Origin of the sequence: Paraburkholderia sp. SARCC-3016 (assembly GCF_031119615.1) — a bacterium.
In the GTDB taxonomy this organism is placed as follows: Bacteria; Pseudomonadota; Gammaproteobacteria; order Burkholderiales; family Burkholderiaceae; genus Paraburkholderia.
This window is the reverse complement of the sequence record NZ_JAVHZD010000012.1, coordinates 1-22,503: the sequence shown is the minus strand read 5'-3', so window position 1 is coordinate 22,503 and position 22,503 is coordinate 1. Positions and strand designations below refer to the sequence as shown.

Sequence of the window (22,503 nt, the reverse complement as noted above, 5' to 3'; positions counted from 1 at the left end):
CGAAAGCGGTGCGCCGCTGGCGCGGCGCTTCATTACGCTTGCAGGGGGATTGCTGGCACCGGTGCGCGAACCACGCGTTGTTGCACAGCACGCGACGGGCTCGTGCAACGTACGGGCACTGCAGCCGGTGGCGGTACACCTGCAGTGATGCAGGTAGGGCGGTCCGCCTCCGTTAAATCACGACCATCACATCGCCAGGATGTCCCTCACTGCTCGATCGATAAACTTGACGTCGGTGGCATTGGCCGCGGGGCCACCGGCAAAATGTCCCCAGACCGACTCGATAGGCCGCAGCTCTGCATTGGGCATCTTCGAGACTTCGTACGCGCTGTCTTCCGGCGGGAAATACAGATCGGTGCGTCCGGGCATCACAATAGCCCTCGCCGTGATGCTGCCCAACGCCCGGTCGAAATCTCCCGTATAAAGCGGATTCGCAGAAATATCGGCGTTCTGCCAGCTCCACATCATCGACAAGATATTGTTCGCGTCCTTCCTCAGGAAATCGCCTTCCCAGAAATGGGTAATGAAGTCCTCGAGTGAGCCATATCCCATTGCTTCGATGTCAAGCCGCTGACGCAGAAATGCCTGTGAAAAACCCCAGCCAGCGAATACACGCGCAGCAGCTCGCATTCCACGCGTCGGCGGTGCGTCGTAAAAACCGTTCCTGAACTCCGGGTCCAGCATCAACGGCGCCTTCAGCCCCTCGATAAATACAAAGTTGTGCCGCGAGCACCGCGCCGACCCGCAAAGCGGCAGAATCCGCTCTACCATGTCCGGATACATCGCGGCCCAATGGTAGACCTGCATCGCACCCATCGACCAGCCGACGACGAGCCTTAGCGACTCGATGCCGAACTTCTCGGTCACAAGGCGGTGCTGCATCGCGACGTTGTCGTATAGCGTGACATGAGGAAAGCGGCCACGATCATAAGGTGGCGGATTATTGCTCGGCGAACTCGATACACCGTTGCCAAACATATTCGGCACAATAATGAAGTATTCCTTCGGATCGAGGCCCATGTGCTCGCCAATCAGCCACTCGTTGTCTGCGTGGCTGCCGCTATAAAAAGTCGGATAGACGATCGCATTGTCGCGTGCCGCGTTCAGCCGGCCATATGTCTTGTAGCCAAGCATCATGTCAGGCAGCGTCGCGCCGGACTGCAGCGTGACGCGGCCAAGATTGAAGGTTTCGAAGTCCGTCATTTGAGCCTCATAACTAGGTGGCGACGACGTTGAGGAATTTTCGCGTGCGTTCGTGAGTCGGGTTGCCAATGACTTGCTGTGGCGTGCCTTGCTCGATCACTTCGCCGCCGTCCATGAAGACGACACGGTCGGCAACGTCGCGGGCAAAGCGGATTTCGTGCGTGACCACCACCATCGTCATGCCGGCATGAGCGAGCCCGCGCATGACGCCAAGCACTTCACCGACGAGTTCCGGATCGAGTGCGGAAGTGGGTTCGTCGAAGAGCATCAACTTCGGCTTGATCGCGAGTGCGCGTGCAATCGCCACGCGCTGCTGCTGTCCGCCGGATAACCGATGCGGCATGGAGTCCGCATGCGCAGCCAGCCCCACGCTCTTCAACAGATCGCGGCCAAGCGCTTCCGCCTCGGCGCGCGGCACATCGTAGACCTGCCGTTGTGCTTCGACGATATTGTCCAGCGCACTCAAATGATTGAAGAGATTGAAATGCTGGAACACCATCCCCACACGCGCTTCGGCCCGCGCTCGTGCGAGGTTGTGCACGGGCCGAACAGCGCCACTGCCACCCGCTACTTCGCGATAGCCCACATACTGCGAATCGACCTTGATCGTGCCCCAGTCAAGTGGTTCGAGATGGTTGATTAGCTTGAGCAGCGTGCTTTTACCGGAACCGCTCGGGCCGAGAATCACGACCACTTCGCCATGCGCAATCGACAGGTCGACGCCGCGCAAGATCTCGCGTTTGGCATACGATTTCCAGACGTTCCTGCACGCGACAAACGGTTCATCGGGATGTCGCGGCGTGCGACTGTCGGCCGGCAGCAGCGTGCTAATCCATTCGTGATCGTTTGCTTCCGGCGTTTTGACGGTGGGTGACGAACCGGTCGGTACATCGACGGGCTTCGGGTCGGGTGCCGATGCGCGCAGTCCAAGCCATGTGAACGCGAGTTTCCGGTCGCGCTCGTGATCGAAGATGCCTTCGAGCCACACCTGAAGCAGTGAGATTGCGCTCGTCAGGAACAGATAGATGACCGCCGCCGCGCCGAACACCGTAAAGAACTTGAAGTTCTGCCCGACAATCTGTTGCGAGCGAAACGTGAGCTCGTTGACGAAGATCACGGATGCGATCGACGTCAGCTTCAACATGCCGATGGTGTCGTTGGCCAGACCCGGAATGACCGCGCGCATCGATTGCGGCAGAATAATGCGGCGCAGCGTCAGCAACGGTCCCATGCCGAGTGCGGCAGCCGCGGTCGACTGCGAACGGTTCACCGACAGGATCCCGGCACGGAACAGTTCGGCGCTGAACGCCGCCTCGTTCAACGCGAAGCCGATCACCGCAGTCGTGAATTCGTCGAAGCGCAGACCGATCAGCGGCAACGCGTCGAAGATAAACACGAGCTGCAGCAGTTGCGGTGTGCCGCGCACAAACCAGATATAACCCCAAGCCGCCGAGTTCAGGGCCTTGAACCGCGACAATCGCATCAGCGCGAGGCCGAGGCCGAGCACCAGCCCGATCGACATCGCTATCAACGTGATCTTTACCGCGATCCACGCGCCGCCAAGCAGAAAAGGCGACCCGACATAACCGCCGAGTTCCTTGAAGCCGTCGAACACCTGAATCCCGTCGAGACCGGCGGCGATGGCCGGCTGCCATGCAAGCATGGCGATCGCGCCGAGAACGCCGGCGAACGTGTGCTGGATACGTAATGCCTTCATGTCCAAACCTGATCCATGACGCCGGCCGGAGAACGACGTCGTGTGCCGCGCGGGCAACGTTATTGAGTAAGCAGCGTGGTCGGCATCTCCAGCGACGGATCGACGCCATACTTCTGGAAAGTCTTTTTCTGGGTCTGATTCGCCTGCATGATCTTTAGTCCATCGGATACGGCAGCGATCATGTCGGCATTACCTTTCTTCACGCCCACACCGATCTTCATGCCGCTCGTCACCATGAAGCCGCGCATGTAGAGCTGAGGATTCTGTTTTGCGAGACCGTCTACGAGCGCCAGGTCGTACATCATGACGTCGGCTCGATGGCTTGCGACGAGGCGCGCGCCCGACGCGATATCAGCCGACGTCATGATCGTCACGTCGGGTTTGTTTTCGGCCTTGCATTTGGCGGCCTGCGCTTGCGCCATCGTCAGCTCGACTGTGCCGATGCCGGCTGTGACCGTGAGGCCGCACAGTTTGGAGATGTCATCGATCTTCTTGGGATTGCCCGCTGCCACCAGGCCACCCGTGCCGGCCTGCATATACGTGACGAAGCTCGTCTCCTTCGCGCGTTCCGGTGTGTAGTACAGCAAGTCCCACATCACGTCGATCTGTCCAGCTCGAAGTGCAGGCAGCAAGCCCGGCCAGCCGGCAGTGAAGAATTCCGTCTTCACGCCGGCGCAATCGAACACGGCGCGGGCCATGTCGGCATCGGCGCCGATGATTTTGTTGAAGTCCTTGCTGTCACGAAATGCATACGGCGGCGACTCCGGGTCCACGCCGATCTTGATGGTCTTGCCCGCAAGCGACGGATATTTCTGAGCCACTTTGGACGGTTCGCACGATTGCGCGAATGCGCCTTGAGCGAGGAGGAGGCCGGTGAGCGCACATAACAGCAGCTTGAAAATCTTTGGCATGAACATGACGATTCCTTTCGAGGCTGAATAAATTGAACGAGGAAGAGGCGGTAGCACGAAGCGGAGATGCGGCGGTCTAGCGGCCGAGGAAGTCCATATGGCTTGCAATCGAACCGGGCGTGGTGATGCAGATCCGGCCTTCGTTGCGCGCACGGGCAATATGCTCGAGCGCCCTGCGCAAGTGACACAGGCGATGCGGTTGCCCCATCAGGTAGGCATGCAATGCAATGCCCATCACGAGTGGTTGGCGGTCGGATTGCCGCAGCATTTCCTCGAAGTGGTCGATGATCAGATCGGCGAACGACTTTGCGTCCATTTGGCGCGCGAGAATCATGGGGATGTCGTTGACCTCCTCCGGATACGGAATGGCCCACAGCGGCTGACCATTGCGCGTAAGCAAGCGTGTGGGCTGATCGTCATGGCACCAGTTGAGCGTGTACTGGTAGCCGGCTTCGGCTACCAGATCGCTCGTGACATAACTCTCCGAGAGCCACGGTGACAACCAGCCAGCCGGCTGCTGTGCACTCTCGGTCGCGATCCGCTGTCGGCATGCCACGATGAGTGCCCGTTCGTCGTCTTCGGACAACGTACCTTGCCGTTCCGAGTTCGTATGGCCATGCGCGACCAGTTCATCGCCACGCTGAGCGAACGCGGCGACGAGCTCGGGGCAGTGATCGTAGAGCGCCGTGTTGATGATGGCCGCAGCCGGTAGCGCAAGCTCATCGAACAGGTCGAGACAGCGCCATGCGCCGACGCGCAGCGCGTACTCACGCCACGCGTGATTGAGCACATCGGGCTCTGGCATCACCGGACCGATCGTCGGGCCCAGTCCTTCGCCAAACGAAAAGTGCTCGATGTTGAAGCCGATATAGACCGCTAGCCGGGATCCGTCAGGCCAGCGATAGACCGGGCGGTCGTTGATCGGCGAATATCGAAAGCGCCCGTGGCCGGGTACCGCGCGGTGTGCGGGAGAATCCATGGTCCAGTCAGTCCTGTCGAACGGCGCGTGCGCCTGTGTTCAAGTCAGAACCATGGTAAGGAAGTCAAAATAGCGGCATCGGACTTGCAGCGAACAAACTCTTGTCCGCATGCGCATTGAATCTCGTCACTCGCGACTTGAGTCCTTGAAAAGTGCCTTGCGGATGATGGCGTGCACACCCCAGTTGCCATCTACGACCTGCGTCACACCGAAATCGATCGCGACCGAGATAAGGGAGATCGCTTCATCTTCCGAAAGCCCCTTGGTGGTCATCAGAAAGCGCCGCGTTTTGATGAACGCGTCGCGCATCGCAAGATCGAGCGTGGACTTTTCGTACACAGCGCTTTGCGCGCTGGTGCCGAACTCGGCCAGATAGTTTGGATGACTGAAACCGTGAAGAACCCATTCCTCGGCGGTTTCCACTAGTGGATATGTAAGGTCCGAAAACTCCTGTTTGCCAAGCGTCTCTTTCTTGTGAAGCACCAGCTGGAAGTCGCCGGTGAGGGAACACTCGATCGCGGTGCCGCACAATTCCGAGTCTCCTTGCGATGCATGCGGGTCCCCAATGGAGAGCAGCGCGCCGGCTACCCCGACCGGCAAGAACACGCTCGCACCGCGCGTGACGCGCCAGTTGTCGAGATTGCCGCCGAACGCGGACGGCGGAATCGAATCGATCAGACCATCCTGTTGCGGAGCGACGGTGACCACGCCAAAGTGTGGACGCACCGGAATCTGGACGTCTTTCAGGATGTCGTGGTTCTCGACGACGGTCGAATGATCGACGGGCACGCCGGGATAATCGATCGTCGGATGCATCACGCCAAAAGGATCGCGCTGAGGTGTCCAGCGGAAGTTATAGACGGCGCGCGCACAGGCGCGTTCGCCCGCGGTGGCGTCGGTGTCGAGCTCATAGATGGTGACGACCTCGCGCGGTTTCGGCTCGGTCAACAGTTCGCGATAGTGGAAACCCCACCAGGCAGCGGCATTGCTGCCGAACGCGCGGCCAGCGAACTTGGGATTGGCGCAAAGGCGTGGGTGAATGTCGAGGATACGGACTTCCAGCACGTCGCCGGGTTCCGCACCGCGCACGGCGATCGGTCCCGTACAGATATGCACGCCGAAGCCCTCTCCAGCGCCGCGTCCATAGATGGACGCGTCCATCGGGCCCGCTCCGCGCCGGTTGACATTCTTGCGGTGGGCGGTCCAGTGGAACACGCTTTCCGCGCCGGGGTCGCCCTGCACCATACGCTCCCAGTCGTCAGCCGCGTGCTGCGTGAGCGTTTCGATCGTCACCTTGTCGCCGCTGTCGACTTCGAGCACCGGCTTGAGATCGTGGCTGAAGTAGCCCCAGTGAATCGTATTGGCCGTTGCGCGTAGCAGATGATGGCGCGGCTTGCCGGACGTGCGCGGCGGTGGGGCGGACGATGCGTCAGGCGGCTCGACGAAGCCGCTCTCGGCTATGTCTGCAACTTGATGAACGGCGTCCTGCGCGGCGAGTTGCGCATGCGCGAGCAAGCTCCCGGCGTTGACCGGTAATCCGCGTGAAATTCGCTGCACGAGATGGCGCGCGAGTTCAAGCCCTCCTTCGTGCCGGAAAGTGCGCGGCGACGCGCCATATTGTTCGCGAAACGCGCGGCTGAAATACGCGGAATCGTTGAAACCCCAGCGAAAGCAGACATCGGCAATCGAAACTTTTTCATACAGCGGATTGGCCAGATCCGCGCGGCAGCGCTCCAGTCTGCGTGAGCGCAGGTAAGTAGAGAAATTCTGCCCAACCGTCTCAAACAGCTTCTGCAGATATCGCGGCGAGACGCGTTCTTCCTTTGCTATCGATGCCAGTCCGAGATCGGGGTTAGCGAGACTGCTCTCGATCGTCCGGCATACGCGGGAAAAGAGCGAGGCCTGAGAGGGCGTGAGGCCACTGAAGCCGCTGTTTTTGTGGTGACCGGCGAGACTCGCGATCAGAAACTCCGCGAGCGCGAGTTCGAGAGGCCGCAAGTCATCGAGTGACAACGTCTCCATGCTTTCGGCGATCGAGCACAAAAAGCCCGAGAACACATGACCGATGCCGGCCTCGCCTGGCAAACGGCCCGCATGCAGCGAGAACGGCGTTAGAAGGCGTGCGTTGATGGCAGAGCGGGGGACGCGGATCGCGAATGCGCGGAAGTCGGAAGTGAAGGACAGGTGAGCTTCCTCGCGCGACGACGCATAGACAATATCGCCGATAGCAACTTGCGCACGCACGCCGTTGGCGACGAGTGTCGCGCCACCGTCCAGATGCAGCACGATGGCGAGTGTGTCGGCGCCGTCGACCTTGAACTCGATGGTTTGCGCAAACGCGGCCAGCACGATCAGCTCAAAGCCGTTGTTCGACTTGCGCGACCTGATGGTTCCATGCAAGTGCTGTGCGCCTGCCTGACGTGCGCCGCAGCGCAGGCCGACCGCTTCGAGCGCCTCGCTCCATGCTCGCATGCGATCCACTTCGGCGTACGACTCGGTAGTGAAACGCAGTAACTCCAACGTGGGCTCCCGGACCCTGACGAACGTCAGCCGAACGACTGAAAAGCAATGTCCGCGCCATCGATGTAAACGTCATGGTCGCCGCCTCGTGTCCGACAGGACATGGAGACCGGTTGTCGTGCGGCACCTGCTTGTGCGTTAACGCACTGTGGCGGTGCACGCACGCACGCTTTACGCACGAGGGCTTTTTCTTCGGAGTTGATATGTTTTGGGAAGCCCACGCTCGAGCTTTGGGTGCGGACAGTTTGTAGTCTTACAGGCGTGGCTTCACGCTGCGAAACTTCTTTTTGAACACAGTTTTCGCGAGCAACTCGGCAGTCCCGTGAAGCATAGCGGACATTCACATAACGAAACGCATATGTATTCGAGCTCGAATGTCATGCGAGGTCGGGTTCGAGCCGGGATAGAATCGGGCTGGCCAGCGGAGTGTTTTTGAATGATGATCTCTGGCGCCGGTTTGAATGATCCGATCGAGACGCTCCGATAATCGTTGTTTCAGTCAACAGGCACATGATCGATCTGTCGACCCGGAGCATGACCCGTCTGTTCACGGGCGCTCAACCGTTGTTCCGTGCCTGGAAACCGGGCTCGCCGCCCGTCCTGATCGCTGGCGCAGCGACGGAAGATCCGGCGGAGATTGCCGCCTTGCAACGTGAGTATGCGATTCGCGCATCGCTTGACGACGATTGGGCGTCGGTGCCGCTCGGTTTGATCACCGACACGCACGGTACCCGGCTCGTTCTCAACGATCCCGGCGGCGAACCGCTCACAGTCGTGCCTGGCCGGATGCCGAATGTCGAAGACTTCCTTGAGCGAGCCATTTCACTTGCCGATACGGTGAACGCCATGCATGCCGCGGGTCTCGTGCATCGCGCAATCATCCCGGCGCGCTTCCTGATTGCCAACGACGGCACTGCCCGTTTATATGGGTTCGGTTGGGCGAGCCGTTCCGCCGAGACGTCATGCGCAGCGTTCGACCCTTGCGATGCCGCGAGCTTACCGTACATGTCGCCCGAACTCGGCGCGCGCATGAATCTGAGTGTCGATCGGCGTGCCGATCTCTATTCGCTTGGCTGCGTGTTTTATGAAATGCTCGCAGGTGTGACGCCCTTTGCCGCGGTGGACCCCGCTGCCCTGATTCACGCACACGCGTCGTGCGTTCCACGGCACATCGACGAACTCCGTCGCGATGTACCGCGTCAGGTGTCGCTCGTCGTCATGCGGCTTCTGGAGAAAGCACCCGACGCGCGATATACGAACGCGGCAGGATTGATCGCGGATCTGCGTCGATGTGGCGAACTGATGCGCCGGCACGGAGACGTGCCCTGCTTCCCGCTGGACATTCACACGGAGTTGTATCGCCTTCAGCAGGCGGACTGCATCTTCGGTCGCGAAGAGGAGGTCGCCGCTGCGGTGGCGCGATACCGCGCATTGCAGGACGACGGCACGGCACAGATAATGTGGATTTCGGGGCCGCCAGGCATCGGCAAGACCACGCTGTTGACCGAGATCGAGCGACGGATTCGCGGCATTGGCTCACCGCTCATCGTGTTTGGCACCAAGGGCGAGGGCCTCGGCAGCAAGCGTTACGCAATGGCCATAAGGCTAATCGAACAGTTGCTGCACTACGTGGCAGGTTGTCCCGACGACGAGTATCTGCGTTGGCGCGAGCGTATCGAAACGGCAGTCGCTGCTGACCATGCCCGCCTGTCGCCGCTGTTGCCGACTCTTTCCGCTACGCTCAGACCGGTCGCACAAGAAAAGGCCGTACCTGCGATGAATGAGGACGAACTCATCGCGGCCGCTATGGCGCGGCTCATCGCCTGCTTTGCAATGCACTCGCGACGGCTGCTCCTGTTAATCGACGATCTGCAATGGGCCGATCCCGCCACGCTTCGCGTGCTCGAGCAGCTACTGACCTGTCGCAGCGACGGTTCGATATGCCTGATTGGTGCGTTTCGGGTCGATGATATCGGCACCGACCATCCTCTGCGTTCAGGGGCGCTGGCGAAGGCGCGAACATCGCCGGACATCGAGCTCGGACCGCTCAGCGATGTCGCACTTCTCGAACTGATGTCTCGAACGCTGGGGCAAGACAGCCGGTTGCTCGCTCCGTTGTCGAAAGAGATCGGGCGAGATACGGGCGGTAATCCTTTTTTCGTTCATCAATCGCTTCGGCTTCTCGCCGATGACGGGCTGCTGGAATACGATGTCGAGAGTGCCGCGTGGCGCTGGAGTCTCGTGCCCATCGCAAGCAGACCCGATGAATTCGGGATAACCAATCATTTTGAAGCGCGGTTGGCGAGGCTGCCGTCTCTCACGCTGAAACTGCTTCGTGTGCTGGCGTGCCTGGGACCGCAAGCACGAAGCGAGACGCTCGCGATAGCCGCGGGCATTCCCGATTCTTCGCTGGCGCGCGAACTCGAGCCGGCGCTGGAAGCCGGCTGCGTCGCACGCGAGGGAAACGACTGGGTTTTGCAGCTCGAACGCGCCCGCGAAATTGCATACGCATCGATACCCGTCGCCGACCGTGCGCCGCTTCATCTGCAGATCGCGCGACGCCTCTTGAGCGATGCCGCATCGAATATGGATGTATTCGACCTTGCCGGACAGGCAAATCTCGCGAGAGCAGCCGTCAAGACGCGCGGCGAGCGCATCGAGTTCGGCGGCCTCTGCCTTGCAGCGGGCCGCCGCGCCATGACGGCCGCCGCCTGTCACACCGCGCTCGCGCATTTACGCGCCGCGCTGGATTTCTTCGGCGAAGACGATACGGGCGAAGACGCGCTGAACGCACGCAGACTGTGTAGTGAAGCGGAAATCATGACAGGCGCGTTCGAGACGGCCGAATCGCGGCTTGCGTCTCTTGCGGTGCAGGTGAACGACGACCTGTTCGGCGCGGACGTGGCGCGTCTGCGCGTTGAGCTCTACATGCACCTCGAACGCTTCGAACGGGCGCTCGAAGTCGGCCTCGGGTTTCTCGCGCGGGCTGGCATCGTCATGCCGGCGCATCCGCGCGTTGACGAAGTGGAAGACGAATGGCGGCGCTTTTCCGGTTGGCTCGACCGGCGTGGAGTCGATGGTCTGCGTGCGCTGCCCGACACGGACGACCGGCGGCAGCGAGCGCTCGCCGTGCTTCTTTCTGATCTGTTCTTGCCGGCGCTGCTTGCACGGCCCGATATGTCGGATCTGCTGGTATTGCGCACAGCGAATATCGCGGTACGAATGGGACTATCGGATGTGATCGCGATCGTGCTGCCGGGCGTGAGTCGCATCGCAATAGAGCGCTACGGAAACCCGGCGTTAGCGAAGGCAATGGCGCAGGCCACTCTCGATTTCATGAGCGAACGTGGGCTCGATAGGTTCGGCGAACGCGCTTACATGATGTCTGGCGTCTTTGCGGTACCGTGGATCTGGTCGGCGCGTAACAGGCAGCTCGAAGCACGGCAGGCCTTCGATGTCGCGGTTGGCAGCGGCGATCGACTTCTCGCAGGCTATTGTGCGACGCATGAGGCCGGCGCGATGCTATTTGCCGGCGATTTTCTGGGCGATGTCCTCGAGACTCTGACGCGTGGGCTTTCGCTCGATCGAAACCGGCGTTCGTCGCTGGCGCGCAAGGCTCTGCACGTGCAGCGGGAGCTTGTCGCGCAGTTGCGGGACATCGCTGCCCACAACGAGGTATCACGAGATTGGGACGACGACCGCATGCCTGCCACGGAGCCTGTTTTTGGCTATTGGGTATACCGCATGCAGGCGGCGTTGCTGTTCGACGATCTCCCGAAGGCGCTGCAATCACTGGCCGGGGCGGAGCAGTGCGGGCCGGCGGACGCGGGTTTCGCGCAAACCGGGGAGTTATTTTTCTATGGTGCGCTGACGCTTCTGGCGCTGCGAGATCGCGACGCGAACGGCGAGGCGGCGCTCGCGCGTTACGTCGATCTGCTTTCACGTTATGCACAGGCGTACCCTGCCAGCTTCGATGCCCGCTATGAGCTCGTGAAGGCTGAGATCCTCCGCGCGCGAGGCGATGCAGCCGAGGCGAGCGCGGGTTATGCAAGAGCCGTCAGGCTTGCGCGTTCTCACGAATTTATCCAGGTGGAAGCGCTCGCTTGCGAACTCGCGGGGCGCTTCCATGCAGGCCGTGCGGAGAGCGTTCCAGCGCAGGCCTATCTGCGCCAGGCGTACATGTCGTGGCAGCGGTGGGGCGCCACCGCGCGGGCAGACTGGTTAATCGCCAGACACCCCGAACTGTCTGTCACCGATGCCGTTGCATCCGCGCCGAGAAATCTGCATCGGCCGGATGTCCGGGCCGTGTTGCGCATCTCGTGCGCACTGGCAAGCAACATCGTTCCCGAGCGACTGGTCGAAACGTTCCTGGAAACTGCGCTCGAGGTCGCCGGCGGTGCCCGCGGCGCCCTGCTGTCATGCCGCGACGGCGTCTGGCTTATTCAGGCCCAGGCGCAGATGCAGGAGGGTGCGATTACGTTTTTTCCTCGTGCCGTCGCGCTCTCGTCCGAGGTCTTGCCCGTATCGCTGATTCATGCGGTCATCCGCAAGCAGGACGGCGTAGTCATCGACGATCTGCGCGATGAGCCGGCCTACGCTCATGACGAGTATGTGAGGCGACAGCAGCCCCGCTCGGCGCTGTGCATACCGCTGGTGCGTTATGCCAGCTTGGTGGGAGTGCTATATCTGGAGAATAACCTTGCCCCCAAGGTGTTTACGCCTGCCAAGGCCGCGTTGATGGAAGTACTGGCGTCGCAAACGGCATTCGCGCTGGAGAACGCGCGCCTGTATGACAGCCTGCGTGAAGAGAATCGCCAGCGGGCGCAAGCAGAGGAACAGTTACGCGCCGCGCTGACGGAACTGGCAATTGCTAGCCGGCTTAAGGCGATGGGTGAACTGGTCGCATCCATCGTGCACGAGGTGAGCCAACCAGTCGCGGCGATTGATACTTCTGCCAGTGCTGCACTGCGATGGCTTGACCGGGACGATCCGCAGGTGGAGGAGGCCAAAGACATACTCAGGAACGTTTCGCTCAGTGCCGCGCGTGCGGCTGCGATCATTCAGGCACTGCGTGCGAAGGCGAAACGCCCCGAGCCACTGTTCGCGCGGGTCGACCTCAGCGACGCATTGCATGAAGTCGCGACACTCGTTGCCGCGCCGCTCGAATCGCTGCAGGTCAATCTTCAGTTACGAGCTTCGGCAGATCCTATTTACGTGCGAGGAGACCGCATCCAGTTGCAACAGGTGGCCATCAATCTGTTGATGAACGGGGCGGAGTCGATGGCGGCGATCAAGGGCAGACCGCGCCGGCTTTTTCTCGACTGGGGCGTCGCCGCTGATGGCAGCATCTGCGTGACAGTGGACGACGAAGGCTGCGGCATCGCGCCCGACGTCGCCGATCGTATGCTCGAACCGCTATTCACTACCAAGGAGAGCGGCATGGGCATGGGCCTTGCAATCTGTAATTCGATCGTCGACGCGCATGGCGGAACGCTGATTCTGAACTCGCGCGAACTGGCCGGAACGCGCGCGACCTTTACGCTTCCAGCATGGTTCGGATGACTTACGGGCGTCCTGTGTACGCTTCAAGCGGCGAAATTTGCGCATCGAGTCCGGCAAGCGCACCTGCCGGAACGGCCGCATGGCGATCCGGAGCGCGGTAGATGGCGCCAGCCGTGTCTGCTTTGCGTTCATAGCGCACGACATCATTGTCGGCGGTCGTGTGCGCGTGATCGTGTATCAGAGGGGCGTCGAACACATCGTAGCCATAGAACCAGGATAAATCTTCGCTATCGCGCATCCATGCATTCTTCCTGGAAAGCCGCTGCGCCTTCGACGTGCGTTCGACGCGGTTGGCCCGGTAGAGTGCAAGTGCATGTTCGTGGCGTGCGACACCGGCTTCGTTGAGGCAGCGCGCGAGCATCGCCGCATCTTCGATCGCCATTGCGGTGGCTTGCGGCGTCGACTTCATCGGATGACAGGCGTTGCCGATCAGCACCAGCCTTCCGCAGCTCCAGACCGCGGATGGATCTTGATGCAAGAGTGGGCGGGCGCTCAATGTCGGAGAAATCTCCATGAGACGCAGGACGTTCGGATGGAATTCTGCGAACGCCTCGCGCATCTCGTCGCGCGTGTTGCTCATGGCGGTGATGCCATCAGGCCAGATTTCCTGTGGGACTCTCGTCACGAGGTGATATTCGCTGCGCGCGCTCGTGAGGTTATAGATAAGCAGATGCCGGTCGTGCGCGCACCATTTCACGCACATGTCGTAGGGGCGGCGGTTGAGCAATGAGGCTGGCAGGGTCCAGCGATGCGCGACGTAACCGCTGTAGCGTGGCGCGGGTACGTCGAGAATGCCGTTTCTCACCCTGGAGGCCGCGCCGTCGGCGGCGACGAGGAGGTCGGCCGTTTCAACGCTGTTGTCGGTGAAGGTCATTCGCACTTCGCTGCCTACGTCTTCCACGGACCGCAGGCACTTGTCATAGCGGATGCTGCCCGGCGCGATCGCTTTTGCCAACACGTCGTGCAAATCGCTGCGGCGCATCGTCAGATAAGCGGCGCCGTACGTCCCGCGCGCGTCGCCATCAAGTGAAATCTGTGCGATGGGCTGGCCGGATTCGGCGTCGCGGCTGATCCAGAAATTCGGACGCGCGCCGATTTCATTAAGTTCGCGCTCGCAGCCAATGCGACGCATTACCTTCATCGCGTTCGGGCTCAGATGTACACCGTCCATATTGCGCGACAGGCCCGGAGCCCGTTCGTAAACGGTCACTTCCGCACCGTTGCGCTGCAATAGCGCCGCGGCGACCGTGCCGCCGAGGCCGGCGCCAATGACCGCGATGCGCGGTTTGCCCATGATTTTCCCCGACGCGACAAGACATTGATTTGAATTTAGAGCGTACACGCTCTAAATCAGGCATTCAAGTTAAATCAGGGGAAGGGTTGCGGCGGGCGTGTACGAAGCGTGCAAGGATGGTTGAACGGTCGCTATGCCACGATGCCGATCATCTTTCTCAGCAGGAACAGCAGCGCCACGCACTCGGCCGGATTGAGCGTGCCGTAAGTCCTCGCCGTGACGGCAAAGGCAAACGGAATGATTCGCTCCACCAACATGCGGCCGGCTTCCGTGATGTCGATAATCAGCTTGCGGCCATCGTTAGGATCGGGGTTGACTTCCAGCAGGCTCCGTGACCTGAGCCGGTCCACGACGCCGCGGATCGTTGCCTGGTCGATCGCAGTCGACTTGACGACATCGTTGAGCGAACAACCGGGCGCGTCCTTGACGGAGCACAGCGTGACGAACTGCGCAGCGGTCAGTTCGGAATCTGGAATGGCTTCCTGAAAGATTGCAACGTGACGCTGGTAGGCGCGTCGCAGCAGATGCCCGATCTGGTCATGGAAGTCGTAAGCAGGGTAGTCGTCGGGCATGCTCATCCTCGATCCATGAAATTCGAGAGTGTACACTTATAATCGGATTGATCGAGCCCGCGGGCCAGAGCCCGCGGCAGATCAGTTGGGCGGGCCGGTGCGAAAGGCCTTCAGATGACGCAAAACGACTTCGGGCGTGGCCGGAATCTCGTGTATCCGTGAGCCGATTGCATCCGCAAGCGCGTTCATGACCGCGGCAGCGGTTGGTACGAGCGACGGTTCGCCGATGCCTTTCGCGCCATACGGTCCGATGGCGGCGGGATCTTCGACGAGAATGATCTCGATGACTGAGGGCATGTCGAGGGAGGTCGGCACCAGATAGTCGTGGAAGTTGTTTGTCACTCCCGGAATGAATCGCTCCATGAGTGCCATGCCGATGCCTTGGGCAACGGCGCCTTCGATTTGTCCTTCGAGCAGTGCCGGATTCACCGCACGTCCGACATCGTGAGCGGCGGTGTGACGCAGAACGCGTGTGGTGCCGGTGCGCGTATCGACTTCTACCTCCGCCAGCTGGGCGCCGAATGCATAGACCGCGTAGGGCGAGCCCTGACCATTTTCATCGAGAGCCGTCGACGGCGGATCGAAGGTTTCTTCGGCCATGAATGCATAACCGAATTCGTTCACGGCAAGCGCGCTGAGATCGAGCGTCGCGTCGGCGGCTCGAATGGCGCCTCTGATGAACTCGATATGCAGACGGGATTCCGGATCGAGCGCCAATCGCGCGAGAATGTCCCGCCGCAGCCGCTCGCCTGCGCGTTGCGCGGCCTTGCCCGTCACGAAGGTTTGACGCGACGCGGACGTGCGTCCACAGTCGGGCGTCAGGTGCGTGTCGGCGCCGACGCATTTGAGCCTGTGCAAGGCGATGCCCAATGCGTCCGCCGCGATTTGAGGGATCACGGTGTTCGAGCCCTGGCCTGCGTCGACGGCGCCCTGATGAAGCACGACGTCGCCGTCCGGCGTGACGCCGAGCCGGATGGTTGAAGGATTGCTCATTGCGGTGTTGCCGCAGCCGTACATCATCGCAGCAAGGCCCACGCCGCGTCTAAGCCGCGAATGGACATCCGTGTTCGCCAGAGCTGCCGCCGCGACCGCTTCATTCCAGCGCGGCTGCAACGCCTTCAGACACGCTTCGATACCGACGCTGTCCGCCAGCCTTTGGCCGGTGACGAGTGTGTCTCCTGAGCGAACGACGTTCCTCAACCTGAACTCGAGACGGTCGATGGCCAGACGGTTCGCGAGTTCATCGATCAGCTGCTCCTGTGCGACTGCCGTTTGCGGCACTCCGAAACCGCGAAACGCACCCGCAGGCGTGACGTGGGTATGAACGGCACGCGTCAGCGCGCGATAGTGCGGGACCTTGTAGGGGCCAGACGCGTGCACGGGAACCCGGCTCGCGACGGTCGTGCCCCACGATGCGTAGGCCCCCGTGTTGAAATCGCCGTGAAAAGCGATGGCGCACAGCCGGCCGGTCGCATCGGCGGCGATACGGCTGCGAATTCGCGCGGGATGCCGCTTCGTGGACGCGGCGATCGACTCCTCGCGTGTGAAGACCATGCCTACGGTCTTGCGCAGCGTCCACGCGGCGACGGCGATAAGCGGCTGCACGCTGAGATCGAGCTTACCGCCGAAGCCTCCACCGATCGCTGTCGGTATCACTCGGACCCGATCCTCCGTGCAGCCGAGCACGCGTGCCAACTGCGTGCGATGCGGATGCGGCGCCTGCGTCGGCGAAAAGACTTCGAGCGTGTCGCCCGCCATGTATGCCCAGCCAGCTTCGGGTTCAAGGTACGCGTGCTCGACGAAGCTCGTCTCGAATTCGCCTTCGACAACTGCGGCCGCATCGGCGAATGCACGGTCGGGATCGCCGCATGACACGCGGCCGCTGATCAGTGTGTTATTCGAACGATGCGCATGAATAAGCGGAGCACCGGCTGCGAGCGCCTCGTCAATGGTTAGTAGCGGCGGCTGCGGCTCCCACTGCAGGGGAAAATCCTCGAGGTTCAGGCGATCGATCGCCTCAGCGCTGCCAACGACGAGGGCCACTGCTTCGCCAAAGAAACGCACGCAGTCTTTAGCAAGCACGGGCTGATCCGCTAGCGCGGCAACGACGCCATGCTCGTTGATGCCCGGCACGCTTTCGGCGACGAGAACATGTTCGATTCCAGGGTGCCGCGCGAGGAACGCACCGACATCGCCGATGACAAAACGCGCGTGATGATACGGCGATCGCACCGCCTTCATCATTAGTGCATCGGCGGGAATTCCGTCCGCGCCGAATCGCTCGGTGCCGCGTACCTTTTCGCGACCGTCAAGACGCGTGACGGATGCCCCGACAGCCTTGTGCGGGGCAGGCGAATGCAAAGGCGGCGGCACGTCGCCGCGGCCGACCTGCACGATGGCCTTCACCAGCTTGCTATATCCCGTGCAGCGGCATAGCACGCCGGCGATTGACTCGCGCGCGCTCGGTTCGTCGGACACGTCGCGCCGGTCCAGCGCTGCGGTGGCGGCGCATAGCATGCCAGGAATGCAGAAACCGCACTGGATGGCCTGATGGGCGAGCATCGCCTGTTGCAGGATGGCGCCGTTGACGGTGCAGTCCGTCAGACCTTCGACGGTGACGAGCGCGCATCCGGCCACACGTCCCACGGGTGTAATGCACGCGTAGACCGCTGCTCCGTTCTCGATGACGGTGCAGGCGCCGCAGTCGCCTGTGCCGCAGCCGACTTTCGTACCGGTCAAACCGAGCGTGTCGCGCAGGAAGTCGGCGAGCATCATCGTCTGGTCTTTGGGAAGGCGCACTTCGCGGCCGTTCACGCTGACATGGTCGAACCGGATGGACTCCTGCATCTCATAACCTCAGTCTGGCGAGTTCGATGGCACGACGCGCCAGTTCCCTGACGAGATGGCGGCGATAGGGCGAAGTTGCACGGAAATCATCGATGGGCGCGATTTCCGGTATCGCGGCATGTTCAAGGGCGTCGTTACCGTGCGCCGGCGCGCAAGCAAGCTGCGCTTCGAACCCACGAAGCCTGACCGGCGCCGGCCCGACGCTGCCCGCCGCAATTCGACACAGCTCCGCATCGTCTGCCACGCGGACGGCTACCGAGGCGATCGAGATATTGAGTTGCCGCCGCACGCCGAACTTCACGAACGACGACGCGCAGCACGTCGGGGACGGCGGTAGCCAGACCGCTTCGAGCAATTCGCTCCGATGCAGATCGACTGCGTTCTTTCCTGTTAGAAAGCGCTGCAGCGGCAATCTGCGTGAATGAGTGCGACTTCCAAGTTCGACCTCTGCATCGAGTGCGAGTAATGCCACCGTGCCGTCCGCTGCCGGCGAGCCATTGCACAGGTTGCCGCCGACGGACGCGCGATGCTGGATCTGCGCCGAGCCGACCATCCGTGCCGCGTCCTGTAGCGCGCGCCACCTCGGCTCGAGCGGATAGCGCACTATATCGGACCAGGTGGTCGCGGCGCCGATTCTCAACCAGCCGTCGTTGAGCGAAATCGCGCGAAGTGCAGGAATGCGGCTGATGTCGACCAGTCCCACGCTTGCCGAGCGCGCCGCGCGGCCGTGCGGGCTCCCGAACCAGTCCGTGCCGCCGCACACGATGCGGAAGTCCGGATTGTCGAGCGCTTCGAGCGCCTCGCCTTCGCTTGCAGCGAGTACATAGGACATGCGTGTTCCCTTTACGGCAGCGTTAATGACGCGGCGCGCGTTACCTGTCAGGTTCGCACGTCAATGACCTTGTGCGCTGTGAGTGTGCTGACGGCAACCATCGTTGCGACGTTCAGAAGAAGGGCCACCAGTCCCGGATTGATATCGGCAATCCACGATTGCGAGGGGAAAAGGCCGGCGAACATGCCCCCGGTCCAGTACATGGTCAGCACGGCCGCGAGTCCGGTCGTCATCCCGACCGCGGCGCCGAGCCGATTTACCGGATTATTCGTCAGCAGGCTGGCAAGCAACGCGGGCAGCACCTGTGTGACCAGGTTGTAGCCCATGATGAGCAACGCAACGATGCTCTGTACGTCATAAAGCGCGATGGCAGCCGAGAGCAGGGTGAACGCCGCGGCAGCGAATTTCGCCACGCGTGCGAGGCGCTCATCGGTCGCACGTGGAGCCAGGGGACGGTAGACGTTCTGGGTGAACAGGGTCGCCACCGACACCAGCATGATGGAACCGGGGACGAGCGCGGTCAGCAAGCCGGCCGCGCCGATTACTCCGACCTCCCACGGGTTGAAGGTCGCGATCGATAGACGCAGCAGTGCGAGATCGATCTGTCCGCCCTTGAGCGGTGGAATCCGCAAAACGGCGGCCATTCCGACGAACATCGAGAAAAGCATGACAAGAGCGTAGAGCGGCATGACCGACGCGTTGCGGCGGAAATGATCGTCGCTTTTTGCCGTGAATACGGAACTGAACGTATGCGGCCACATGAACATCCCGAGCCCGCAGACCGTTATGGTGGATACATACCACGTGAGATTCTTGCCGTGCGCCGAAAGCGACAGGAAGCCGGGCTTTGCCGCATCTATCGCGCTGAACATGCCGGGCAGGTTTCCGTAATAGTGAATGGGGAGATAAACGCCAAGAAAGACGCAGACGCTCAGCACGAGCACGTCTTTCACGACGGCGGTAACAGCGGAGCCATGCATGCCGGCCGCCATGACGTAGACGCCCATGACAGCCGCACCGACCCAAATAGCTATTTTGCTCGATATCGAACCGTAGGACGTTGCCGATACCAGAATGCCAAGCCCCTTGAATTGCAGGATCAGATACGGCAGCAGCGCGGTGAGCGAGATGCACGCTACTAGCAGGCCGAGTGGCGTGCTGTCGTACTTCCTGGCAAAGAAATCGGCTTGCGTCAGCAGTTCGTTCTCTTTCGCGAACCGCCAGATGGCAGGCAGGAGCCAATAGGACAGGACGAAGGCCTGTGTCGTATAGACGATGATGTAGAGCGATGCGCCGCCGTAACCGTATGCAAACCCGCTTGCGCCTAGCAGCGTGAACGTCGTATAGATCTCGCCAGCCATAAGCACAAAAACGAGCGGCGCGGAGAAGCCGCGGCCGCCGATGCTCCATTCCTCCAGATTCATGCGAACACGTCGGCGAGCAGTCACGGCGAGCACAAGGACCGCAAGCAAGGTGAACGCGATGATAAGTAGAGGAGGGCTCACGGGGGGCCAATATCAGTAAGCTATGATGGATCCAGGGGGTCTTTCTTGACACACATGTCTAGAATGTAGATGAGTCGCATGACGATCGACGTGACAATTACGCATCCGACGACCCAGAACAGCATGGCCGGTATGCCGATGATGACATCATGCGGCCGGGTGGACAAAACGGCTCCCACCACGTTCAGTGAGGGGGGAATCAAGCCGAGCAGATAAATCTTCTTCATGTCATGGCGCCGTTCATGCTTTGGATGAGGCAGATCTACCGGCGATCCGCGATTCCAGGATTCAGTTATCCATGGAAATTTGAATCAACGAAAAGGTTATGAGACAAAGTGGGTTGCCTCGCGAGTTCCAACATTGGATCCGTGGTTATGAAAATGAAGGGCGGAATATTCCGCTCGCTCGCAGTCTTTCTCACTGGGCATAGTCGTTTCCGTTTTTGCTGCGCCGTCACTCAGCAATATCGACAATCAGTTTTCCCCTCGCGGCGCCTTCTGTAATGGTGCGGTACGCATCGCAGATGTCGTTCAGATCGAAGCGTCGCTCGTCGAGTATCGGCATCACCTGACCGGATTCGATCATGTGTCTGGCCCGCTCGAGAATGGCACGGTGGTGCCGCCGTCCGCTGCCCGACAGCAGCGGCGCCAGAATAAACACGCCTGAATACGTCGCTTCCTTGAAGGAAAGCGGGGCCAGCAGATGCGTGCCCCAGCCGAGGCAACTGACCACGTGCCCGAAGCGCCGCACGGCCTGGAACGATGCGTCCAGAGAGGCGCCGCCCACGGTGTCATAGACGCGGTCAAAACCGCGCCCCTCCGTCAGGCGTGCTATGTAGTCCGAGGGAGGTTCTGTGCGGTCGATGAAAACCGCGCCCAGGCGTTCGATGACAGCGCGGCTATGTGCCGATCCGGTTGCGAAAGGTACCGCTCCCAATGCGCGTGCGATCTGGATGGCGATATGGCCCACACCGCCGGCGCCGCCCTGGATCAGCACCGTTTCTCCGGTGCGGACGTTCATCCGATCCACTAAGCCGTTCCACGCGGTGATCAGCACGGTCGGCAGCGCCGCTGCCTGCCGCATTGAAATATTCGCTGGCTTGACTGCCAGCAGATCTGCGTCGACAGCGGCATATTCGGCCAGCGTGCCCTGTAGTCCCCCGACGCCGCCGGTCACGCCATAGACCGTGTCACCCGGCCGCAAGTCGGTCACGGCCGATCCCACTGCTTCGACGGTACCGGCAAGGTCCATTCCTGGAATCGCCGGCGCCGGATGGCGCGCGTGTTCCGCGGCACCGGCGTGGATTTTCGTATCGAGCGGATTGATACCGCTCGCGGCGATGCGTACGAGCGCCTCGCCCGGTGCGGGCGCCGGCACGGGGATATCCGCAATTCTTAACGGCTTTCCATACGTCTCGAGGATGGCGGCTTTCATCGTGTTGGTCATGATTTTTCCTTGGGCAAACATGGCGCTTCAATCGGGTCGCGTTGGGTCGATCAGACACTAAGATCGTGTTGCGCCCGCCACGCCGCTGGGGCGTAGCCAGTGTGACGCTTGAAAACCACACAGAAATGGGCGTGAGTGGAAAAGCCGCATCGTTGCGCGACGTCGAACACGGTCAGGCATGGTTGCCGCAGGAGTTCTTCCGAATGCTCGATTCGTCGGCGCAACAGATAGCCATGCGGTGAAAATCCGGTCGAGAGTCGAAACTGCGACGCAAAGTGCATTCGCGTCAAGCCGACGCATGCCGCAATGTCTTCGAGCCGGACAGGCGTCGCGAGGTTTTTCTCTATGTAGTCGAGCGCACGACGCAGTCGCCACAGCGGAAGCTTGTTAACCCGCGGCTGCGGTTGCCGCGTTGAAAGTCTGTCCAGCACGCGGGCGACAATCGCGTGCGCAATGCTCTGCGAATACAGTCGGCCAAGAGGCGAAACTATCTCCCGCGCGCTATTTAACGTACGCGCAAGGCGCTCGATCTCCATATCCGGATAGAGAAGAAAATCGGAGCGCCACTGATCGTGTATAGGGCTATGCCCGTGATTCGCCGCGTATGAAGCATCGATTGCTTTCACCGGGACAACGAGATGCAAAACTTCGCACGAGGAGCGAAACAGGACCCTGGTCTTCCTGTTTCGCGGGGTAATCTGGACCATGCCGGCCGTAACCGGGCCATCGAGTACCGACTGGCCGTGCAGCTTCAGGTCGACGTTCGTAGTCTTGAGATTCACCGCAATCGAGAAGTGGCTTTCGTCGGTTCGGCTCACCAGCTCTTCAGTGTGTGGCGTGGCCATTTGCCAACGAAAGATTTTGATCTCGTCGTGATCGTGCGTTCTGGTTCCTGCATCATTCGTTGGCGGCCGCCAGCCTGGTCCCTCCGCGGCCGCGCAGGAATTCCTTTGCCAGTATGCAGAAGAACAGAAGCTTCCGACATCGGGTTCAAGTGAAGCGTCAGCTGCGTAAAAGCCGGTTCTCGTCATGATCGGGGCGCAAGTCGGATCGTAGCCATGTCGTTCTGTGAGCCAAGGAGTTGGTAGAATGTTTTGTCTTCCTAAGACCGCTTG

Annotated in this window: 14 protein-coding genes; 1 reads left to right on the top strand and 13 read right to left on the bottom strand. The window is 61.1% G+C overall.

Annotated elements, in window-relative coordinates; genetic code table 11:
- Positions 1–186: 186 nt before the first annotated feature.
- The 5 genes from QYH69_RS13665 to QYH69_RS13645 form a co-directional block, all read right to left on the bottom strand.
- On the bottom strand, positions 187–1,203 hold the full coding sequence (locus QYH69_RS13665) for an alpha/beta fold hydrolase (protein WP_308832403.1): 1,017 nt from the start codon (positions 1,201–1,203) through the stop codon (positions 187–189).
- Positions 1,204–1,216: 13 nt separating this feature from the next.
- Positions 1,217–2,920, bottom strand: coding sequence for an amino acid ABC transporter permease/ATP-binding protein (locus tag QYH69_RS13660; RefSeq protein WP_308832402.1), 1,704 nt, complete (start codon positions 2,918–2,920; stop codon positions 1,217–1,219).
- Between the two features lie 59 nt (positions 2,921–2,979).
- Positions 2,980–3,984: an ABC transporter substrate-binding protein gene (locus QYH69_RS13655; protein WP_308832401.1), complete on the bottom strand. Its 1,005-nt coding sequence runs from the start codon at positions 3,982–3,984 to the stop codon at positions 2,980–2,982.
- Positions 3,908–4,810 carry a polysaccharide deacetylase family protein gene (locus QYH69_RS13650; RefSeq protein WP_308832400.1) on the bottom strand — a complete coding sequence of 301 codons (903 nt, stop codon included), beginning with the start codon at positions 4,808–4,810 and terminating at the stop codon, positions 3,908–3,910. The genes QYH69_RS13655 and QYH69_RS13650 overlap by 77 nt, the downstream gene beginning before the upstream one ends.
- 126 nt (positions 4,811–4,936) lie before the next feature.
- Positions 4,937–7,330, bottom strand: a complete 2,394-nt coding sequence (locus QYH69_RS13645; protein WP_308832399.1) for an acetamidase/formamidase family protein — start codon at positions 7,328–7,330, stop codon at positions 4,937–4,939.
- 510 nt (positions 7,331–7,840) lie between these two features.
- Here QYH69_RS13645 and QYH69_RS13640 point away from each other — a divergent pair.
- On the top strand, positions 7,841–12,892 hold the full coding sequence (locus QYH69_RS13640) for an AAA family ATPase (protein WP_308832398.1): 5,052 nt from the start codon (positions 7,841–7,843) through the stop codon (positions 12,890–12,892).
- 1 nt (position 12,893) lies between these two features.
- On the opposite strand, the gene QYH69_RS13635 is transcribed toward QYH69_RS13640, so the two are convergent.
- The 8 genes from QYH69_RS13635 to QYH69_RS13600 form a co-directional block, all read right to left on the bottom strand.
- A complete protein-coding gene (locus QYH69_RS13635) occupies positions 12,894–14,186 on the bottom strand; it encodes an FAD-dependent monooxygenase (RefSeq protein ID WP_308832397.1) in 1,293 nt (430 codons plus the stop codon).
- 131 nt (positions 14,187–14,317) lie between these two features.
- Positions 14,318–14,758 (bottom strand): MarR family winged helix-turn-helix transcriptional regulator, encoded by a 441-nt coding sequence (locus QYH69_RS13630; protein WP_308832396.1) that lies wholly within the window; start codon positions 14,756–14,758, stop codon positions 14,318–14,320.
- 81 nt (positions 14,759–14,839) lie between these two features.
- Positions 14,840–17,605, bottom strand: a complete 2,766-nt coding sequence (locus QYH69_RS13625; protein ID WP_308832395.1) for a molybdopterin cofactor-binding domain-containing protein — start codon at positions 17,603–17,605, stop codon at positions 14,840–14,842.
- 1 nt (position 17,606) lies between these two features.
- The gene (locus tag QYH69_RS13620; protein WP_308832394.1) at positions 17,607–18,437 is read right to left on the bottom strand and encodes an FAD binding domain-containing protein; all 831 of its coding nucleotides are present in this window, start codon (positions 18,435–18,437) and stop codon (positions 17,607–17,609) included.
- Positions 18,438–18,484: 47 nt separating this feature from the next.
- On the bottom strand, positions 18,485–19,942 hold the full coding sequence (locus tag QYH69_RS13615; protein WP_374992405.1) for a sodium:solute symporter: 1,458 nt from the start codon (positions 19,940–19,942) through the stop codon (positions 18,485–18,487).
- Positions 19,943–19,962: 20 nt separating this feature from the next.
- Positions 19,963–20,169, bottom strand: a complete 207-nt coding sequence (locus QYH69_RS13610; protein WP_308832392.1) for a permease — start codon at positions 20,167–20,169, stop codon at positions 19,963–19,965.
- Positions 20,170–20,395: 226 nt separating this feature from the next.
- Complete coding sequence (locus tag QYH69_RS13605; RefSeq protein WP_308832391.1) at positions 20,396–21,388, bottom strand: zinc-dependent alcohol dehydrogenase family protein; 993 nt, start codon at positions 21,386–21,388, stop codon at positions 20,396–20,398.
- 50 nt (positions 21,389–21,438) lie between these two features.
- Positions 21,439–22,503 (bottom strand): AraC family transcriptional regulator (locus QYH69_RS13600; protein WP_308832390.1); only part of this gene is annotated, 1,065 nt, incomplete at its 5' end.